This is a genomic window from Lutibacter sp., assembly GCF_016342705.1.
Lineage (GTDB): Bacteria > Bacteroidota > Bacteroidia > Flavobacteriales > Flavobacteriaceae > Lutibacter.
The window spans coordinates 64,803-82,261 of the sequence record NZ_JAEINV010000001.1 but is presented as its reverse complement, the minus strand read 5'-3'; the positions used below and the strand labels follow the sequence as shown (position 1 = coordinate 82,261).

The window sequence follows — 17,459 nt, the reverse complement described above, 5'->3', positions numbered from 1 at the left end:
AATTTTAATTATTTCCTTTTTGATAATCTGCTAAAAACTGTGCTAAACCACTATCAGTTAATGGGTGTTTTAACAATCCTGTAATTGAACTTAATGGTCCTGTCATTACATCACTTCCAATTTTTGCACAATTAATTACATGCATAGTGTTTCGAACTGAAGCCGATAATATTTGCGTTTCAAATCCGTAGTTGTCGTAAATCTGTCTGATTTCTGAAATTAAATGCAGTCCATCTGTTGAAATATCATCTAATCTTCCTAAGAATGGAGAAACATACGTTGCTCCTGCTTTTGCAGCTAACAATGCTTGTCCGGCTGAAAATACCAAAGTTACATTGGTTCTAATTCCTTTGTCTGAAAAGTATTTACATGCTTTTACGCCGTCTGCTATCATTGGTAATTTTACCACAATTTGAGGGTGTAAAGCTGCTAATTCTTCACCTTGCTTTACCATTCCATCAAAATCTGTTGCTATAACTTCTGCAGAAACATCTCCATCTACAGCATTACATATGTCTAAATAATGTTGTAAAATATTTTCGGCTCCGGTAATTCCTTCTTTTGCCATTAATGATGGATTTGTAGTAACACCATCTAAAACACCTAGGGCTTGTGCTTCTTTAATTTGCTCTAAATTTGCTGTATCTATAAAAAATTTCATTTCTTTTGTTTTGTTAAATTATTTTAATAATTCTGTAACTTGGTTAAACACGTTTTCGCCTGTAAATCCGAATTTCTCATCCAATACGGTTGCTGGTGCTGAGTATCCAAAATGATCTAAACCAAATACTTTTCCGTTGTTTCCAACCAAGCCTTCTAAGTTTACAGGTAAGCCTGCTGTTAAACCAAATGCTGGTTTGTTTGATGGAATGATACTTTCTTGGTATGCTTTTGATTGCAATCTGAAAATTCCTTCTGAAGGAACTGATACGACTTTTGCTTTTATGTTTGCTCTTTCTTGAAGTAATTTAGCACCTTCAATTAAAGTTGCTACTTCTGATCCGTTTGCGATTAAAACAACATCTGGATTTTCTGCTTCTATAACAGTATAACCTCCTTTTTCTGCTGCTAATGCTTCTTTGTATCTTGAAGTTGCTGCTGGAAGGTCTTTTATTCCTTGACGAGATAAAATAAGTCCTGTTGGTGTTTTATCATTTTCCATTGCCATTTTCCAAGCTACATTGGTTTCTGCTGAATCTGCAGGACGCAATGCCATAAAACAAGGATCTCCACTGTGGTTTTTTAATTTTTCCAACAAACGAATTTGTGCTTCTTGTTCAATTGGTTGGTGTGTTGGTCCGTCTTCACCTACTCTAAAAGCATCGTGTGTCCAAACATATTTCACTGGTAATTCTTGGATAGCACTCATTCTAATGGCTGGTTTCATATAATCTGAAAACACAAAGAATGTTGCTACTACCGGAATTACACCTCCGTGTAACGCAATACCGTTTGCAATGGCTGACATTGTTAATTCTGCTACTCCTGCTTGTAAAAAGGCGCCTGAAAAATCGTTCTTTTTTAAGGCGTGTGTATTTTTTAAGAAACCATCTGTTTTATCACTGTTTGATAAATCGGCAGAAGAAACAATCATATTCTCCACATTTTGTGCTAAATACCCCAACACATTTGCTGAAGCTGCTCTGGTTGCCAATCCTGGTTTATTAACAATAGATTCAAAATTTAACGCTGGTAATTTTCCTGCTAAAAAGCCATCTAACTTTTCTGCCAGTTCAGTATTGTCACTTCTCCATTTGCTTATTTCAGCTTTTTTTGCTGCTGCAGCTACTTTTTTGTTTTCTAAAAGGCTTGCGTAAAATTCTTCTACATCGGCATATTTTGCAAATGGATCGTTTACATCAGCACCTAAGTTTTTTAAGGTCGCATTAAAATCAGCTCCTGTATGCCCTATTGGTTGTCCGTGTAGTTCACAATGTCCTTCCCAATTGGCACCTGTTTCAGTAACACAACCTTTACCCATAATGGTTTTACCAATTATTAAGGTTGGTTTTTCTTGCTCATTATTAGCGTCTTTTAAGGCTTTTCTAATTTCATCATGGTTATGACCATCAATAGTGGCTACTTTCCAACCCCAAGCTTCGTATTTTTTTGCAGTGTCTTCTGATGTTACTTCATCGGTCATGGTAGATAATTGCACATCATTTGCATCATAAAACATAATAAAATTGTTCAATCCTAAATGTCCTGCTATTCTTCCTGCTCCTTGTGAAATTTCTTCCTGAACGCCTCCATCTGAAATAAATCCGTAAATTTTATGATTCATCCAATAGCCAAAACGTGCGGCTAAAAACTTTGCTGCAATGGCTGCTCCAACACCCATAGTATGTCCTTGACCTAAAGGTCCTGAAGTATTTTCAATACCTCTTTCAATATCAACTTCTGGATGACCTGGAGTGACTGAGCCCCATTGTCTGAAGTTTTTTATATCTTCTTTTTTATAATTGCCTAATAAATAATATTGTGCATATAATAAAGTTGATAAATGACCTGCATCCATAAAGAAGCGATCTCTAAATGGCCAAGCCATATCACTTGGATCAAAATTTAAAAATTCTGAATATAAAATATGCATAAAATCGGCTCCTCCCATAGGGCCTCCAGGATGACCAGAATTTGCTTGCTCAACCATTGAAATGGCTAATGATCTTATATTATCTACTGCTCTTAAATTAATTTTACTCATTTTAATTTCCTTTAGAATTTAAATAATATCTCAATGATAAAACTTAGATTACTTTTATAAGTGTTATTTTTACACTTACAAATATATGAAATTTTATTTAATATTTAGATTTTTTATGGAAAGGGTAAATTGCTTAATTAGGATAAATTTTAAAAAGTACAAATTGATATTAAATAAACATACAATTTACAACCATTTTTCAATATTTTGTATTAATTATTAACTTCAAATTAATCGAAGAAAAATCATTTTATTGATGTTTTAAAGTGAATAATATCCAAAATATTTTTGTGATATTTTTTTATCATAATTTAATCACGTTTTATTTCACAGTTAAAATGATTAATTTCGAGGCTGAATTGGCAAAGTAACATTTCTTTTTACCAATTATTAAAGAATTCGCCTCAGCAGCATCTTCATTAGTAAATTTTCTAGGATGCTATTTAAAAATTGAACCACAATGCTTTTTGTCAGTTGATCAATATATTTCACCTCGGGATAGTTCGTTGCAATAAATTGTTGCAATGCTGTGGATTTGCTCGTATAGGCTTTTAATGTAATCTCCTTTACCAGTTTCTTTTTAAGGTTTAGCGAAAATTCAAAGGCTTCCGCTATAGTTTTTGCATTTGTTGCAACGATTGGCGAAACCTGTGCTACCTTTTCAACAATGGGTGTTAGAACATTTTTTTCTACTATTGCAACATTAGCTGTATTCAAAGCAGCTTGCTCTTTTTGGAAAAGTTCGGCATTTTTTTCAAAAGGATTGTACCCTCTTTTCAATAACTCTTTAATTTTATGTTTATAAACAGCTAACACAAACATCCGATCGGACTTTGTTTTGTGTTTATTGGCTTCGCCATAAAAGGGAGTAATCCGTTTTAACTTCCCAGTTTCCGGATTTCTGTAAGAAAAATAGACATACCAACGTTTGGATAAATCCCCATTAGAATCATAAATTTTGGGATTTGAATAATTCTTTTTCACTTGAAAATCGTGTTCCAAAACGTGTTCATTTTGGTACTCAAATATAATACTTTCATTTAAATTGAACATAAAAAAAACGGTTTAGATCAATCTAAACCGTTTGTTTGTTCGCTTTTTTGCTTTTGTAGCGGGAACTGGACTCGAACCAGTGACCTTCGGGTTATGAGCCCGACGAGCTACCTACTGCTCTATCCCGCGATTTGGATTGCAAAGATACATGTTTTTTCAAAAAAACAATAAGTTTTTACAAAATAAAAATATTAAAGTTTACCTTTGCATTCTTATATCTTGAAAATGAAGCATAAAGCAGGTTTTGTAAACATTATTGGAAATCCAAATGTTGGTAAATCAACATTAATGAATGCGTTTGTTGGTGAACGATTGTCTATCATCACATCAAAAGCACAAACTACACGTCATAGAATTTTAGGAATTGTAAATGGTGAAGATTTTCAAATCTTGTTTTCTGATACTCCAGGAATTATAAAACCCGCATACGAGCTACAAGTTTCTATGATGGATTTTGTGAAATCTGCCTTTGATGATGCCGATGTGCTTATTTACATGGTGGAGCCAGGCGAAATAGAATTAAAAGATGAGCAGTTTTTTAATAAAATCCAAAATTCTAAAATTCCAGTTTTATTAATCATCAACAAAATAGATACCTCAACTCAAGAAGTTATTGAAGAAAAGGTATTGTATTGGAAAGAAAAAGTACCAAATGCGGAGTTGTTTGTTATTTCTGCCTTAGAAAATTTTAATGTAGAAGCTGTTTTTAATAGAATTTTAGAAGTTTTACCAGAATCTCCAGCCTTTTATCCAAAAGACCAATTAACAGATAAGCCTGAACGTTTTTTTGTAAATGAAGCAATTCGCGAAAAAATATTAATGCATTATAAAAAAGAAATTCCATATTCTGTTGAAATAGATACTGAAGAATTTTTTGAAAGCGATAAAATTATTAAAATTCGTTCTGTAATTATGGTAGAACGCGAAACTCAAAAAGGAATTATAATTGGGCATAAAGGCGCGCCATTAAAACGTGTGGGAACTGAAGCTCGAAAAGATCTAGAAAAATTCTTCGATAAAAAAATACATTTAGAATTATATGTAAAAGTTAATAAAGATTGGAGAAATGATAAACGCCAATTACGCCGTTTTGGCTATAATGATTAATTATTTTTCTAAGGTTTTCATCATAAATTGATATAATTCATCCATTTGTTTATTTCCAGTACTTTTCCCTAATCGGCCTAAAAAATACATTAAAATCCAAATAATTGGTAATAAAATAACCACTGTTAAAGCATTTATATACTCTGTTTTTAAGCTCCATTGCACGTATGCCATTACTGAAAACCCCGTAAAAGCAACTGCCACTGCAAAATGAAAAAACATAAATAAAGTCCAAACTTGGGGTTTCGGCCCAAATAATCCCTTTACAATAGTTTTATCAATTTCATATTGTTCAATTTCAATATTTAATTGAGGCGACCAAAAATAATTTTCATCCTTTGGAACATCAATAACAATATGACCATCAACAATTTTACTGCAATATTTACATTCCTCATTGTTTAAATTATCTTTAAACTTAGTAATTAAATCATCCTGATTTACATTCAACTCCATTTTAAATCTTGGACGTAAATGAATATCGCTATTTTTTTTAGTAGTCATAAATTATAAAAATTTGTTGTGAAATATACACAATTTTATCAAATATCTAATTTAGAGTGGTTAATACTTAAATTACCAAAATAAAATTATGTAATTTTGCAAAAAATTTAAAAACACGAATGAGTAATATAGTAGCCATAGTAGGTAGGCCAAATGTTGGAAAATCAACACTGTTTAATCGTTTAGTACAACGAAGAGACGCTATTGTTGATGCGGTAAGTGGTGTTACAAGAGATAGACATTACGGGAAAAGTAATTGGAATGGTAAGGAATTTTCAGTGATTGATACAGGTGGATATACTGTAGGTTCTGATGATATTTTTGAAGAAGAAATTAGAAAACAAGTTACTTTAGCTATTGAAGAGGCTGATATCATAGTTTTTGTAGTTGATGTAGTTGAAGGGATATCTCCAATGGATGTAGAAGTTGCTAACTTATTAAGAAAAGTTAAAAAGCCAATTTTTATGGCTGTTAACAAAGTAGATAATTCTATGAGAGATGCTGATGCTGTAGAATTTTACGGTTTAGGATTAGGCGAATATTATACAATATCATCTATAAACGGAAGTGGAACAGGTGAATTGTTAGATGCCATGGTTAAAGAAATGTCTGACATTGTTGAAGAGGAAACCGAATTACCTCGATTTGCAGTTGTTGGGCGTCCAAACGCTGGAAAATCTTCATTTATTAATGCTTTAATTGGTGAAGAAAGAAATATAGTTACGGATATTGCCGGAACAACACGTGATACTGTTGATACAAAATATACTCGTTTTGGATTTGAGTTTAATTTGGTAGACACTGCCGGAATTAGAAAAAAATCAAAAGTAAAAGAAGATTTAGAGTTTTACTCCGTAATGCGCGCTGTTAAAACTATTGAAATGTGTGATGTTGCTATTTTGGTTTTAGATGCAACACGCGGTTTTGAAGGCCAAGATGAAAACATATTTTGGTTAGCTGAAAAAAATAAAAAAGGAATCATTATTTTAGTGAACAAATGGGATTTGGTTGAAAAAGAAACCAATACAATGAGAGATTTTGAAGCTCAAATCAGGCAAGAAATTGCTCCTTTTACAGATGTTCCAATTCTTTTTATTAGCTCATTAACAAAACAACGTATTTATAAAGCTATTGAAACGGCTGTTGAGGTTTTTGAAAATAGAAAAAAACGTATTCCAACAAGTAAATTAAATGATACTATGTTGGGAATTATTAAACACAATCCACCACCATCTAATAAAGGTAAATTTGTAAAAGTTAAGTACTGTATGCAATTGCCAACACCAACGCCTCAATTTGTATTTTTCTCAAATTTACCACAATATGTAAAAGAACCTTACAAACGTTTTATTGAAAATAAAATGCGTGAACTGTTTGATTTTAAAGGAGTTCCAATTGTAATTTATTTCAGACAAAAATAAAATAAATGCTGGTTAAAAGTTTTTTTAACCAGCATTTATTTCTTTAACCCCTAGGCTTATCTCTATTCATTTCAAGCATATCAACATCGGTATTTTCTACACCTAATAAATATTTGCTGAAATAATCTGCTTTTAACCAAAAGAAATATTCATTCATATCTCCAAATCCATGGCGTTGCCCAGGCATTATCATAAAATCAAAACGTTTATTTGCTTTAATTAAAGCGTTTACCATTCTAATTGTTGCTCCTGGATTTACATTATTATCTACATCACCAGTAACTAACATTAATTTTCCTTTTAAATTAACTGCCAACTCTTGGTTTTTATCAATATCATATTTGTAAGAAATTTTTCCATCAGCATCTTTTTCCTCTTGAACTCCATGATGTGTTTCACTCCACCAACTATTATATATGGTATTATCATGATTTCCTGCTGAAGATACCGCTACCTTAAAAAAATCTGGATATACTAACATTGCTGCTGTAGACATAAATCCACCGCCAGAATGTCCAAAAATTCCAACTTTATGAATATCAATAAAAGAATACTTATCAGCCAACTGTTCGGCTACATATTTTTTATCTGCTAAACCATAATCTCTCAAATTTCCATAACCATAATTATGGTACCATTTCGAACGATCTGGATGCCCACCTCTATTTCCCAAACTAACCACAATAAAACCAACTTGCGCCATTCTATCTGTTCTATCCATACTAACCGAAAAAGATTTACTTACTGATTCTGTTTGAGGCCCAGGATATACATACTGAATTAAAGGATACACTTTTGTTGAATCAAAATCATAAGGCTTGTACATCACTCCATAAATATCAGTTATCCCATCATCGGCTTTCATTACAAATGTTTCTGGGAATTTATAACCCGTTGCCATTAATTGCGATAAATCTGCTTCTTCTAAACTTAAAATTAATGTCCCTGAATTTGATCTTAATTCAGATTTTGGAACAGTATTAACTCTTGAATAATTATGAACAAAATATTTGTTAGAATCAGCTAAACTAATATCTGTATTAAAATCTCCAGCATTAATACTTCGCATTCCAGTACCGTTTAAATTAATTCTATATAAATGAGAATAATATGGGTCAATTCCAGTATTTACGCCATTTGCTGTAAAGTATAAAACGCGCTCACTTTCATCCAAACCTTCAAAATTATCAACATGAAATGGCCCGTCTGTAACCTGTTGCTTTAAATTCCCTTTTGTATCATATAAATAAAAATGTGCCCAGCCATCTCTTTCCGCCCAATGTAACATTTCCTGTTCATTGTTCAATAAAACTAATGGTCTGTCTTCAATATAAGTGTTAAAACGTTCTTCAATTAAAACTGTTACTTCACCTGTTGTAATATCTGCAACACATATATCTAGCTTTTTTCTATCTCTGCTAATTGTATTAAAATAAATTTTTCCCTTTTTTGATAGTAATAATGAAGGTGAAAAATCATCATCATATGAAGATTTTTTTCTTGGAGCTCTGTAAACCGAAACGCTTTGTTGTTTTACAGTATCTAATTGAACTTTTACAATTTCCTTTGAAGGAATATCAAAAATTAATAATTCATCTTTTGAAAATTCTTGTTCACCAGGCATATGATATTTATAAGTTTCTAATGTTGGTCTTTTTTTTGAAACGGAATTAATCACCCATAAATCTTTCAACATTCTTTCATCAGATTTCTGAAAAACAAACTTTTTTGAATCATGAGACCAAACTCCCCAAACACCTTTTCTATCATCTTTCTTCTCCTCTATTGATTCATTATTTTCACCATAATAATTACCTCCATATCCATAATCTTTAACACCATCTTTTGTCCATTGATTTTCAACAATAGTAGAATCTTTATCATCTTTAACAGCTTTCAAAAAATTATCTTTGTCCATCCAATACAAATTGAAATTTTTAGAAAAAAGCACAATAGAACTATCAGGAGCAATATTTGCCCATCGTTTTATTTTTTCATCTTCCTTTTTATTATCAATTATTGTTAGTTTAGAATCTCCTAATTTATACTCTAAATGATACACTTTTTTCTCCATTTTAGGCTTTCCCTTTTTTGAAGATTTTTCATTTATAGAGTCCTTTTTTGAAGCGGCCTCTTTTTCATCATCAATAGCTTCAACTTCTTCTGTTGCTGTAATTCTAAACCTTATGGCTGTTTCATTTTTAACAAATTTAAAATCAAATTTAGGTAAGTGTTGGGCATCATATGGATCTTTAGTAATTTCCGTTAGCCACTTCGCCATTTTTACATTATCAAATAATTGTATTTTCGATTTTCTATCTGCATCAACTAGATAATAATTAGATCCTTTAGTTGTTTTGTATTGATACCAAAATCTATTTCCATTTTTTAACCAGTGTGGATTTACACTTGTGGAATGTACTAGTTTTGAAATATTCTCTGATGAGAACTTTGAAGCTAATCTGTAATTGGGTTTTGGCTGTTTACTGTTTTCTATTTCAACAGTTTTATTTTGTGCGAATGAGAAACAAGTTCCTATAAAAAAAAGGAATATTATTGTTTTAATTTTCATATTATAAGCTTGGTTTGTTAAAAAGTTAAATTTCCTTAATTTGAATAACATTTCAAACATTTAAATCAGTTTTATTTCTACAAAACAAAAAAGCTGAGAAATTTCTCAGCTTTTTTGTTTTTATAATTGTTAGGTTACATTTTCATTAACCACGTTTTTACATCTACTTCTTTTTTAATAATCTCGCGTAAATCTTCAATTTTAACACGTTGTTGCTCCATAGAATCTCTATGTCTAATTGTAACGGTGTTATCATTTAAAGTATCGTGATCTACCGTAATACAAAAAGGAGTTCCAACTGCGTCTTGTCTTCTGTAACGTCTTCCAACAGCATCTTTCTCATCATAATCAACATTAAAGTCCCATTTTAAGTCTTCAACAATTTTTTTAGCAACTTCTGGCAAACCATCTTTTTTAACCAATGGTAAAATGGCTGCTTTTGTTGGTGCTAAAACTGCTGGCAATTTTAACACTGTTCGGGTTGTGTTATTATCCAATTCCTCTTCTTGTAAAGCGTTAGAAAAAACGGCTAAAAACATTCTATCTAAACCAATAGAAGTTTCAACTACGTATGGAATATAACGCTCATTTATTTCCGGATCAAAATATTGTAATTTTTTCCCTGAGAATTTTTCGTGACTAGATAAATCGAAATCCGTACGAGAGTGGATTCCTTCTAATTCTTTGAATCCAAACGGAAATTTAAATTCAATATCTGCCGCTGCATCTGCATAATGTGCTAATTTTTCATGGTCATGAAAACGATAATTTTCAGCGCCCATCCCTAAAGACAAGTGCCATTTTAATCGGGTTTCTTTCCAACTTTCATACCATTCTTTTTGAGTGCCAGGACGTACAAAAAATTGCATTTCCATTTGTTCAAATTCACGCATACGGAAAATAAACTGACGCGCAACAATTTCATTTCTAAAAGCTTTTCCAGTTTGCGCAATTCCAAAAGGAATTTTCATTCTTCCTGTTTTTTGCACATTTAAAAAGTTTACAAAAATACCTTGGGCAGTTTCTGGACGTAAATATAAATCCATTGCTGTATCTGCAGAAGCACCTAATTTTGTTCCAAACATTAGGTTAAATTGCTTTACATCTGTCCAATTTCTTGAACCTGATAACGGACACGCAATCTCCAATTCTTCAATTAATGCTTTTACGTCTGCTAAATCTTCTTTTTCTAAAGATTGTCCCATACGCTTTAAAATTGCATCACCTTGCTCTTTGTATCCAACAACTCTTGGGTTTGTAGCTAAAAACTGATCTTTATCAAAAGATTCTCCAAAACGTTTTGCTGCTTTTTCAACTTCTTTTTCAATTTTAGCATCTAATTTACCAACGTAATCTTCAATAAGAACATCTGCTCTATATCTTTTTTTAGAATCTTTATTGTCAATTAAAGGATCATTAAAAGCATCTACGTGACCTGAAGCTTTCCATGTTGTTGGATGCATAAATATTGCGGCATCTAAACCAACAATATTTTCGTGCATTTGCACCATTGCTTTCCACCAGTAATCTCTAATATTTTTCTTTAATTCTACTCCATTTTGAGCATAGTCATATACTGCGCTCAAACCATCGTAAATTTCACTAGACTGAAATACAAATCCGTATTCCTTTGCATGTGAAACTACTTTTTTAAATTGATCTTCTTGATTTGCCATTGTGCAAAAATAATAAAGGTTTTAGTACAAAAAAATAAAAAAGTGGAAATAGCCTAAACTATTTCCACTAGTTAACATTAAACAATATTAATTTGGAGTTCCTTTTTTTACTTTAATGTAATTTGAGAGGCTCCAGCAAATTTATTTTCAATAAATACATTTACAGTATAAACACCATCTTTTATATTATCTCTATTTACCTCAACCAATGAAATAATATCAATTGGTTCATTTAAATAATTAACAATAGTTTTATCACTGTAATCAATACTTGTGTTATCAAATAATGTTAATTGACCTTTTCTAGAAATTGTATTTCCTTTTAAATCAACTATTTGTATATAAACATTACGTTCACCTTGTTCAGAAATTTCATTTTTTCCGATGGTAAAATTAACTCTAAAAGCATCTGTATTTCTAGATCTTGATGTTTCAACCAACTTACCTCCTGTACGCTCTCTCATTGCTAAAATCTTGGTTGAATTTACTTTTAGAATAGATCCAATTTTTACTTTTTCACTTAATCCTTGATTTACAAATGTAAGCGTATCATTTTTAGCCATTTGATTAGAAACAACCACATTAACACTATCTAAATTACTAGTTAAAATTCTATTCTCACTAATTAAAATTCCATTTTTTTGAAAAAGTTGCTTATTAGTTTCTTCCAATTTAAAAATTTGATTTCTAAATCTCTTTAACATTTCATGATTTATCACTTTCATATTTTTAACAGAATCACGTAACATAATAATTCTATCTCTTTCTAGTGATAATTCATTAGACATTGAAGTATTTTTTGATATAGCATCTTCATACTTTACAATCATACTATCTAAATTAGTTGCAATTTCATTTTTCTCAGCTTCAATTGCATCTTTATACATTTTATTTTGACTATTATTATAAATTGTATAAGCTACTACACCTACTAATAAAAGCCCTAAAGCAATTATTAATATCTTATTATTTGAATTTTTAGATTCTTCCATTTTCTATATATTAAATTTGTATGTATAACGCAAAATTACGTGAATTAAGTATATAAATCACCATAAATTATTTGAGGGAGTATATTTGACTAAGAAAACTTAAATATAAGGTTTTAATTGTTAAATTCATAATTATATCCACTTTTTCATATCAAAAAAATAATTATATTTATAAAAAAATACTATGAAACTTTTAAAAGACATTTTTAATGTTTTTTATCCAGACATTTGTCTTTGCTGTAAAAATCACTTAACCACAAATGAAGCATTCATTTGCCTATTTTGCAGAAATGATTTACCCTTAACTAATTTTAGTTTTGAAACACCAAATCAAATTGAAAAAACATTTTATGGGAGAATTCCTATTGAAAAAGGCACCGCGCTATTTTATTTTCTGAAAAAGGGAAAAACTCAACAGCTAATTCACGAATTAAAATATAATGGCCAACAACAAGTAGGTGGTTTTATTGGAAGTTGGTTGGGAGAAGAAATGTTAAAAAGTAATAGGTTTAAAAATATAGATTGCATAATTCCCGTTCCATTACATTCTAAAAAACAAAAAAAAAGAGGTTATAATCAAGTGTCAACCTTTGGAAATAGCTTATCTAAAACATTAAATATACCATTCTACGAAAATGTGCTTAAAAAGAAAACAGCTATAAATTCACAAACAAAACTTTTACGATTAGACCGATGGAAAAATGTTCAAGAACTATTTTATGTGGAAGAGAAACTTTCTTTAGCCAATAAGCACATACTTCTTATTGATGATATTATAACTACTGGCGCTACACTTGAAGCATGCTATTTAGCATTAAATAATTTTAGTAATATTAAAATTAGTATTGCAAGCATGGCTTACACCAAATAATATATTAAAAAACACAATAGTAGCTTGTTTAATACGTTTTTTAAATAAATTAATTGTTATTTTGCATTCAAAAAAATACATGAGAGCAGCATTTTTAAAGTTACTTTTAGTTATATTCTTATATACTGCATTTTTTAGCTGTGCTAAAAGAGGCACTCCAACCGGTGGCCCAAAAGACTCTATTCCGCCTATTTTAGTTAATGCAATACCAAAATTAGAAACCGTTAATTTTAAAGAAAAAAAAATAAAATTATATTTTGATGAATATATAAAAATTAAAGATGCTAAAAAAAATTTAGTAATATCTCCACCTCAACAATACGACCCAATAATTACACCAGCCGGAACTGCTAGTAAATTTATAACAATTAAAATTTTAGATACGCTAGAAGCAAACACCACCTACTCCTTTAATTTTGGAAATAGTATTGTAGATAACAATGAAGAAAATAAATTTCAAAATTTTAAATATGTTTTTTCTACAGGAACATTTATAGATTCATTAAAACTATCAGGAAAAGTAACTAATCCGTTAATAAAAAAATCTTTAACAAATATTGATGTTATGTTATACGAATATAACGATAAATATACTGACTCAATTATTTACAAACAAAAGCCAAGATATATTGCAAACACTTTAGATTCAACACTTTTTGAAATAACAAACATACGTGAAGGCAAATATTTATTAATTGCCTTACAAGATGCAAATAGCAATAAAATTTACAATCCTGAAATTGATAAAATTGGTTTTATTGGAGATACTGTTACACTACCAACAGATAAAAATTATGATTTTACTATTTTTAAAGAAGTTCCAAAACTAAAAGTTATTAAACCAAAAGAAGTAAATAAAGGCCATGCAATTTTTGGTTTTGCAGGAAATGCCAACGATTTAATTATAGATTTACTTTCCCAAACACCAGAAGATTTTAAATCGGAAATAATTTACGAAAAAAATAAAGACACATTAAATTATTGGTTTTCAACAATTGAGGCTGATTCATTAAATTTTAAAGTTTCAAAAGGAGATTACGCTGAAAACTTTACCTTAAAGCTTAGAAGCTCAAAAATAGATTCATTAAAAGTTACTCCAAATTCAAACGGTATTTTACATTTAATTGATACGTTTTACATAACTACTAATACTCCAATCATAAACTTTGACCCTTCATTAATTAAAATATCTAAAAAAGATTCAACAATTGTTCCTTTTACACCAATTTTAGCAAAATCAAAAAATAAATTATACCTAAATTTTGAAAAGGAAGTAAATACAGAGTATACTTTTGAAATATTACCAAAAACAATTACAGATATTTATCAAATTTCAAATGATAGCATTTCGTATAAATTAAAAACAAAAACACTTGAAGATTACGGAACTATAGCTTTATCATTTAACAATCCGAAAAATATACCGTTAATTGTTGAGTTATTAAATGAAAAAGAACAAATTATACGAATAGCAAAAATAAGCAACCCTCAAATTATAAATTTTGAACTACTATTACCTGGAAATTATATGATTAGGGTAACTTTAGATGAAAATAATAATGGCGTTTGGGATACAGGAAATTTTTTAAATAAAAAACAGCCCGAAATAGTCCAGTTTTTTGACAAAATAATAGAGTTAAGAGCCAATTATGAATTAAACGAAACATTTGATATTAATTAAGTGGATTTAATTTATAAGAAAACTTCAAAAAGAATTTATTACATTTGAAATATTAAAACCTCAATGAATAAAAAACACTATCATATAGTCCTTCTTTTAATTTGCATAAATGCATTTAGCAGTTTTGCTCAAGACAACAGTAGCCATGAAATCGGTTTTATTACTGGGTCAGCTTCATTTACTACGGATTATGGAGAGCGAAATTATTTTAAAAGTAACGTAGGTGGTAATATTGGTGCTGGATTTGGGTTAATCTATTATTTAAACTTTACTGATTATAGATATCGTTGGAACGAAAGATCTAGCTATTTTGTACATCATTTTAGACTTCGAGGAGAATTATCGTATATGTCCGCTAAACTTGATCATTTTGGAGAATGGGTACAAGATTATAGAACAACTCCTGAAGCAGATAAATTAAGAGCACATCACGGAAAAGCAAGTATTATTAATTTAGGAACGCAACTTGAGTTTCATTGGGTAGATATTGTAGATTTTGGTTCGCGCAGAATTCCTGATTTAAAATGGTCTCCATATCTTAGTGCTGGTTTATATGTAGATTTTTACAACCCAACAATTTCTTCTGATTTAGGAGATTGGAGAGATCCAGGTATTTTATATCCAAAATGGGATCCAAATATTGACCCAGCAGCAGCGCGCGATACTGCCGGAATTACAATGTCAGCAACTTTAGGTGTTGGAACACGGCATAAATTAGGTGAATACTCAGATATTTTAATAGAATCTCGCTGGCAATACTTTTTTTCAAATTACGTTGATGGACTTAACTCAAGACCAGACCCTGCAAATAAATATAACGACTGGTTATTGTGGGTACATGTTGGCTATATCTATTACTTAAATTAAAATTTTTAAACAAACTTTTTTAGCTGAAGAATTATTCCTAAATGAATTCCTTCGTGTAATAAATTAAAAGTTAATGCGTCATTTATATTTCTTAAAGTAATAGCTACACTTGTTGTATATTCATTATAATTGGTGAATATTCCTTTCTCATAATCTGCTATTAATTTCTCTGGTAACTCTAAAAACAGCGCTTTAATTTCTTTAAATTCAGCTTCAGAAATTGTATATGTTGGAGCTGTTCCTTTTTGAAAATTAGTAATCATCTCCTCAGAAATCAAACACTTTAAACCAGCTAATTTATAACATAGTAATTGCTGTGTTACCACTAAGTGTGCAATATTCCAAGCAATATTATTATTAAATCCTTTAGGAATACTATTTAACTGATCTATAGATAGACTTTCAATAACTTTCAATATCAGAATTCTAGATTTTTTTAAAGTTTCAAAATTTTTATTCATTTTCTTAAATTTATTTTAAAGTCTTCAAATTTAAACTAAAACAACTTAAATTTACCTTGTCAATATCTAAAAACTAATGAAAAAAATTTATTACTTAAAAACGTGCGACACTTGCAGAAGAATTTTAAAAGAAATGAATACTTCTGAATATATTTTGCAAGAAATTAAAACAGAACCTATAACCGTAAAGCAGCTAGATGAATTATATGCGCTAACAAAGAGCTATGAAGTATTATTCAGTAAAATGGCAAAAAAGTACAAGCAAATGGATTTAAAAAGTCAAATTTTAACTGAAAATGATTATCGTCAATTAATTTTAGACGAATACACCTTTTTAAAGCGCCCTGTAGTAATTAATGAAAAGGAGGTTTTAATTGGAAATACTAAAAAAAGAATCAGTTTTTCTAAATAATTTTAAATAAAAAGCACTATTATTTAGGTTTTCAAACAAATATGATAATTTATTTTAAATGTAACATTTATCATTTGAATTGCTTTTTTTAAAAACTATATTTCCGACTTACTAAACAATTAAACTAATTATGAAAAAACATTTATTATTATTGGTTGCTTTTATTATAGCAACAAGTGCAAGTGCACAATTTTATGTAAGTGCTAGTGGTGGATATTCAATTTCTAGTGCAGGAATACTTACTGGAACTTCTTTAAATGATAGTCAAACTACAGCTACTAATCACTACGGTAGTTACGGAGAGGGAATGACTGCTCAATTACGCGTTGGTAAAATGTTTAATGAAATGTTTGGCGCAGAGTTAGGTTTTGCATATTTACATGGAGCAGATCAAAATATTTCTTCGTATTTAACAAATGATAGTGGATCTATTAAAGAATTTACTGACGGTAGTGCCCATGCAAGAGCTTATGGCTTAACTGCTTCATTAATTTACAATTTTAATGATAATTTATATGGTAAAATTGGGATGGTAACTAAACTTGGCGGAAAAACTGAGGCTGAATTTACAAGGTCTACAGTAACACCTTTAAGCGCTTTTGGTGTAGCTCCAATTATGACAGAAGGTATAAATGATTACCACGGAAGACCTCCTTTAGGATTTACTGCTGCTTTTGGATACAAACATGACCTTGGAGGGAATTGGGGTATTTTTGCAGAATTAGAATATTTAGGAATTAATGTTACTAGAGATTATTCTGAATTTGCGGAATTAACAATCACAACACCAGCAACACCTGCACTTCCTGCTGGTGCAATTGGTCCAAATGCGGTTCCTGCAATTCCTTCAATGACTTGGAATTTAGGAGATGCACCTCTAAATCACCCAATTTTTGGAACTATAGCAGCTCCAAGCAAAGTTACTTATGAAGATTCTTTACCTCAACCAAATAATGATCCTTCAAAATCATTATCATCAGTTGCTCCTTATTCATCATTCGGACTTAACGTTGGTATTACTTATACTTTTTCAAAAAAATAAAAAAGTAAAATAATTCATAAAAAAAAATGCGGTTTGAAATTAAATTTCAAACCGCATTTTTTTTATTTTAAAACGTTAATTACTTGTAATTTTAAC

The 17,459-nt window shown here is 30.1% G+C and carries 15 protein-coding genes and 1 tRNA gene; 7 read left to right on the top strand and 9 right to left on the bottom strand.

Features of this window, described 5'->3' with window-relative positions:
* Nucleotides 1-4: 4 nt before the first annotated feature.
* The 4 genes from fsa to JEY78_RS00365 form a co-directional block, all read right to left on the bottom strand.
* Nucleotides 5-661, bottom strand: coding sequence for a fructose-6-phosphate aldolase (fsa, locus tag JEY78_RS00380; protein ID WP_291845918.1), 657 nt, complete (start codon nt 659-661; stop codon nt 5-7).
* An 18-nt stretch (nt 662-679) separates the two neighbouring features.
* Nucleotides 680-2,704, bottom strand: a complete 2,025-nt coding sequence (locus tag JEY78_RS00375) for a transketolase (protein ID WP_291845917.1) — start codon at nt 2,702-2,704, stop codon at nt 680-682.
* Nucleotides 2,705-3,094: 390 nt separating this feature from the next.
* Nucleotides 3,095-3,757, bottom strand: a complete 663-nt coding sequence (locus JEY78_RS00370; RefSeq protein ID WP_291845915.1) for a hypothetical protein — start codon at nt 3,755-3,757, stop codon at nt 3,095-3,097.
* Between the two features lie 56 nt (nt 3,758-3,813).
* Nucleotides 3,814-3,886 (bottom strand) — tRNA-Met (locus tag JEY78_RS00365).
* A 96-nt stretch (nt 3,887-3,982) separates the two neighbouring features.
* On the opposite strand from JEY78_RS00365, the gene era reads away from it, so the two are divergent.
* Nucleotides 3,983-4,864 (top strand): GTPase Era, encoded by an 882-nt coding sequence (gene era / locus JEY78_RS00360; RefSeq protein WP_291845914.1) that lies wholly within the window; start codon nt 3,983-3,985, stop codon nt 4,862-4,864.
* Here era and JEY78_RS00355 read toward each other — a convergent pair whose 3' ends face one another.
* Nucleotides 4,865-5,368 (bottom strand): GTP-binding protein, encoded by a 504-nt coding sequence (locus tag JEY78_RS00355; RefSeq protein ID WP_291845913.1) that lies wholly within the window; start codon nt 5,366-5,368, stop codon nt 4,865-4,867.
* Between the two features lie 119 nt (nt 5,369-5,487).
* Between JEY78_RS00355 and der the strand changes: the two genes are divergently transcribed.
* A complete protein-coding gene (der, locus tag JEY78_RS00350) occupies nt 5,488-6,789 on the top strand; it encodes a ribosome biogenesis GTPase Der (protein WP_291845912.1) in 1,302 nt (433 codons plus the stop codon).
* A 43-nt stretch (nt 6,790-6,832) separates the two neighbouring features.
* Here der and JEY78_RS00345 read toward each other — a convergent pair whose 3' ends face one another.
* The 3 genes from JEY78_RS00345 to JEY78_RS00335 all read right to left on the bottom strand — a co-directional run bounded on the left by JEY78_RS00345 (nt 6,833) and on the right by JEY78_RS00335 (nt 12,029).
* The gene (locus JEY78_RS00345) at nt 6,833-9,361 is read right to left on the bottom strand and encodes a DPP IV N-terminal domain-containing protein (protein ID WP_291845910.1); all 2,529 of its coding nucleotides are present in this window, start codon (nt 9,359-9,361) and stop codon (nt 6,833-6,835) included.
* Nucleotides 9,362-9,495: 134 nt separating this feature from the next.
* A complete protein-coding gene (locus JEY78_RS00340; RefSeq protein ID WP_291845909.1) occupies nt 9,496-11,037 on the bottom strand; it encodes a glycine--tRNA ligase in 1,542 nt (513 codons plus the stop codon).
* Nucleotides 11,038-11,144: 107 nt separating this feature from the next.
* Nucleotides 11,145-12,029: a hypothetical protein gene (locus tag JEY78_RS00335; protein ID WP_291845908.1), complete on the bottom strand. Its 885-nt coding sequence runs from the start codon at nt 12,027-12,029 to the stop codon at nt 11,145-11,147.
* Between the two features lie 184 nt (nt 12,030-12,213).
* Between JEY78_RS00335 and JEY78_RS00330 the strand changes: the two genes are divergently transcribed.
* The 3 genes from JEY78_RS00330 (at nt 12,214) to JEY78_RS00320 (ending at nt 15,448) form a co-directional block, all read left to right on the top strand.
* Nucleotides 12,214-12,900, top strand: a complete 687-nt coding sequence (locus JEY78_RS00330; RefSeq protein ID WP_291845907.1) for a ComF family protein — start codon at nt 12,214-12,216, stop codon at nt 12,898-12,900.
* A 79-nt stretch (nt 12,901-12,979) separates the two neighbouring features.
* Nucleotides 12,980-14,581, top strand: coding sequence for an Ig-like domain-containing protein (locus JEY78_RS00325; RefSeq protein ID WP_291845906.1), 1,602 nt, complete (start codon nt 12,980-12,982; stop codon nt 14,579-14,581).
* Between the two features lie 63 nt (nt 14,582-14,644).
* Nucleotides 14,645-15,448 (top strand): glutamate dehydrogenase, encoded by an 804-nt coding sequence (locus JEY78_RS00320; protein WP_291845905.1) that lies wholly within the window; start codon nt 14,645-14,647, stop codon nt 15,446-15,448.
* Between the two features lie 5 nt (nt 15,449-15,453).
* Here the strand turns inward: JEY78_RS00320 and JEY78_RS00315 are convergent, their stop codons facing one another.
* Nucleotides 15,454-15,909 carry a DinB family protein gene (locus JEY78_RS00315; RefSeq protein ID WP_291845903.1) on the bottom strand — a complete coding sequence of 152 codons (456 nt, stop codon included), beginning with the start codon at nt 15,907-15,909 and terminating at the stop codon, nt 15,454-15,456.
* A 76-nt stretch (nt 15,910-15,985) separates the two neighbouring features.
* Here JEY78_RS00315 and JEY78_RS00310 point away from each other — a divergent pair, with 76 nt between their 5' ends.
* Nucleotides 15,986-16,321 carry an arsenate reductase family protein gene (locus JEY78_RS00310; RefSeq protein WP_291845902.1) on the top strand — a complete coding sequence of 112 codons (336 nt, stop codon included), beginning with the start codon at nt 15,986-15,988 and terminating at the stop codon, nt 16,319-16,321.
* 130 nt (nt 16,322-16,451) lie between these two features.
* Complete coding sequence (locus JEY78_RS00305; protein WP_291845901.1) at nt 16,452-17,363, top strand: outer membrane beta-barrel protein; 912 nt, start codon at nt 16,452-16,454, stop codon at nt 17,361-17,363.
* Nucleotides 17,364-17,459 lie beyond the last annotated feature (96 nt).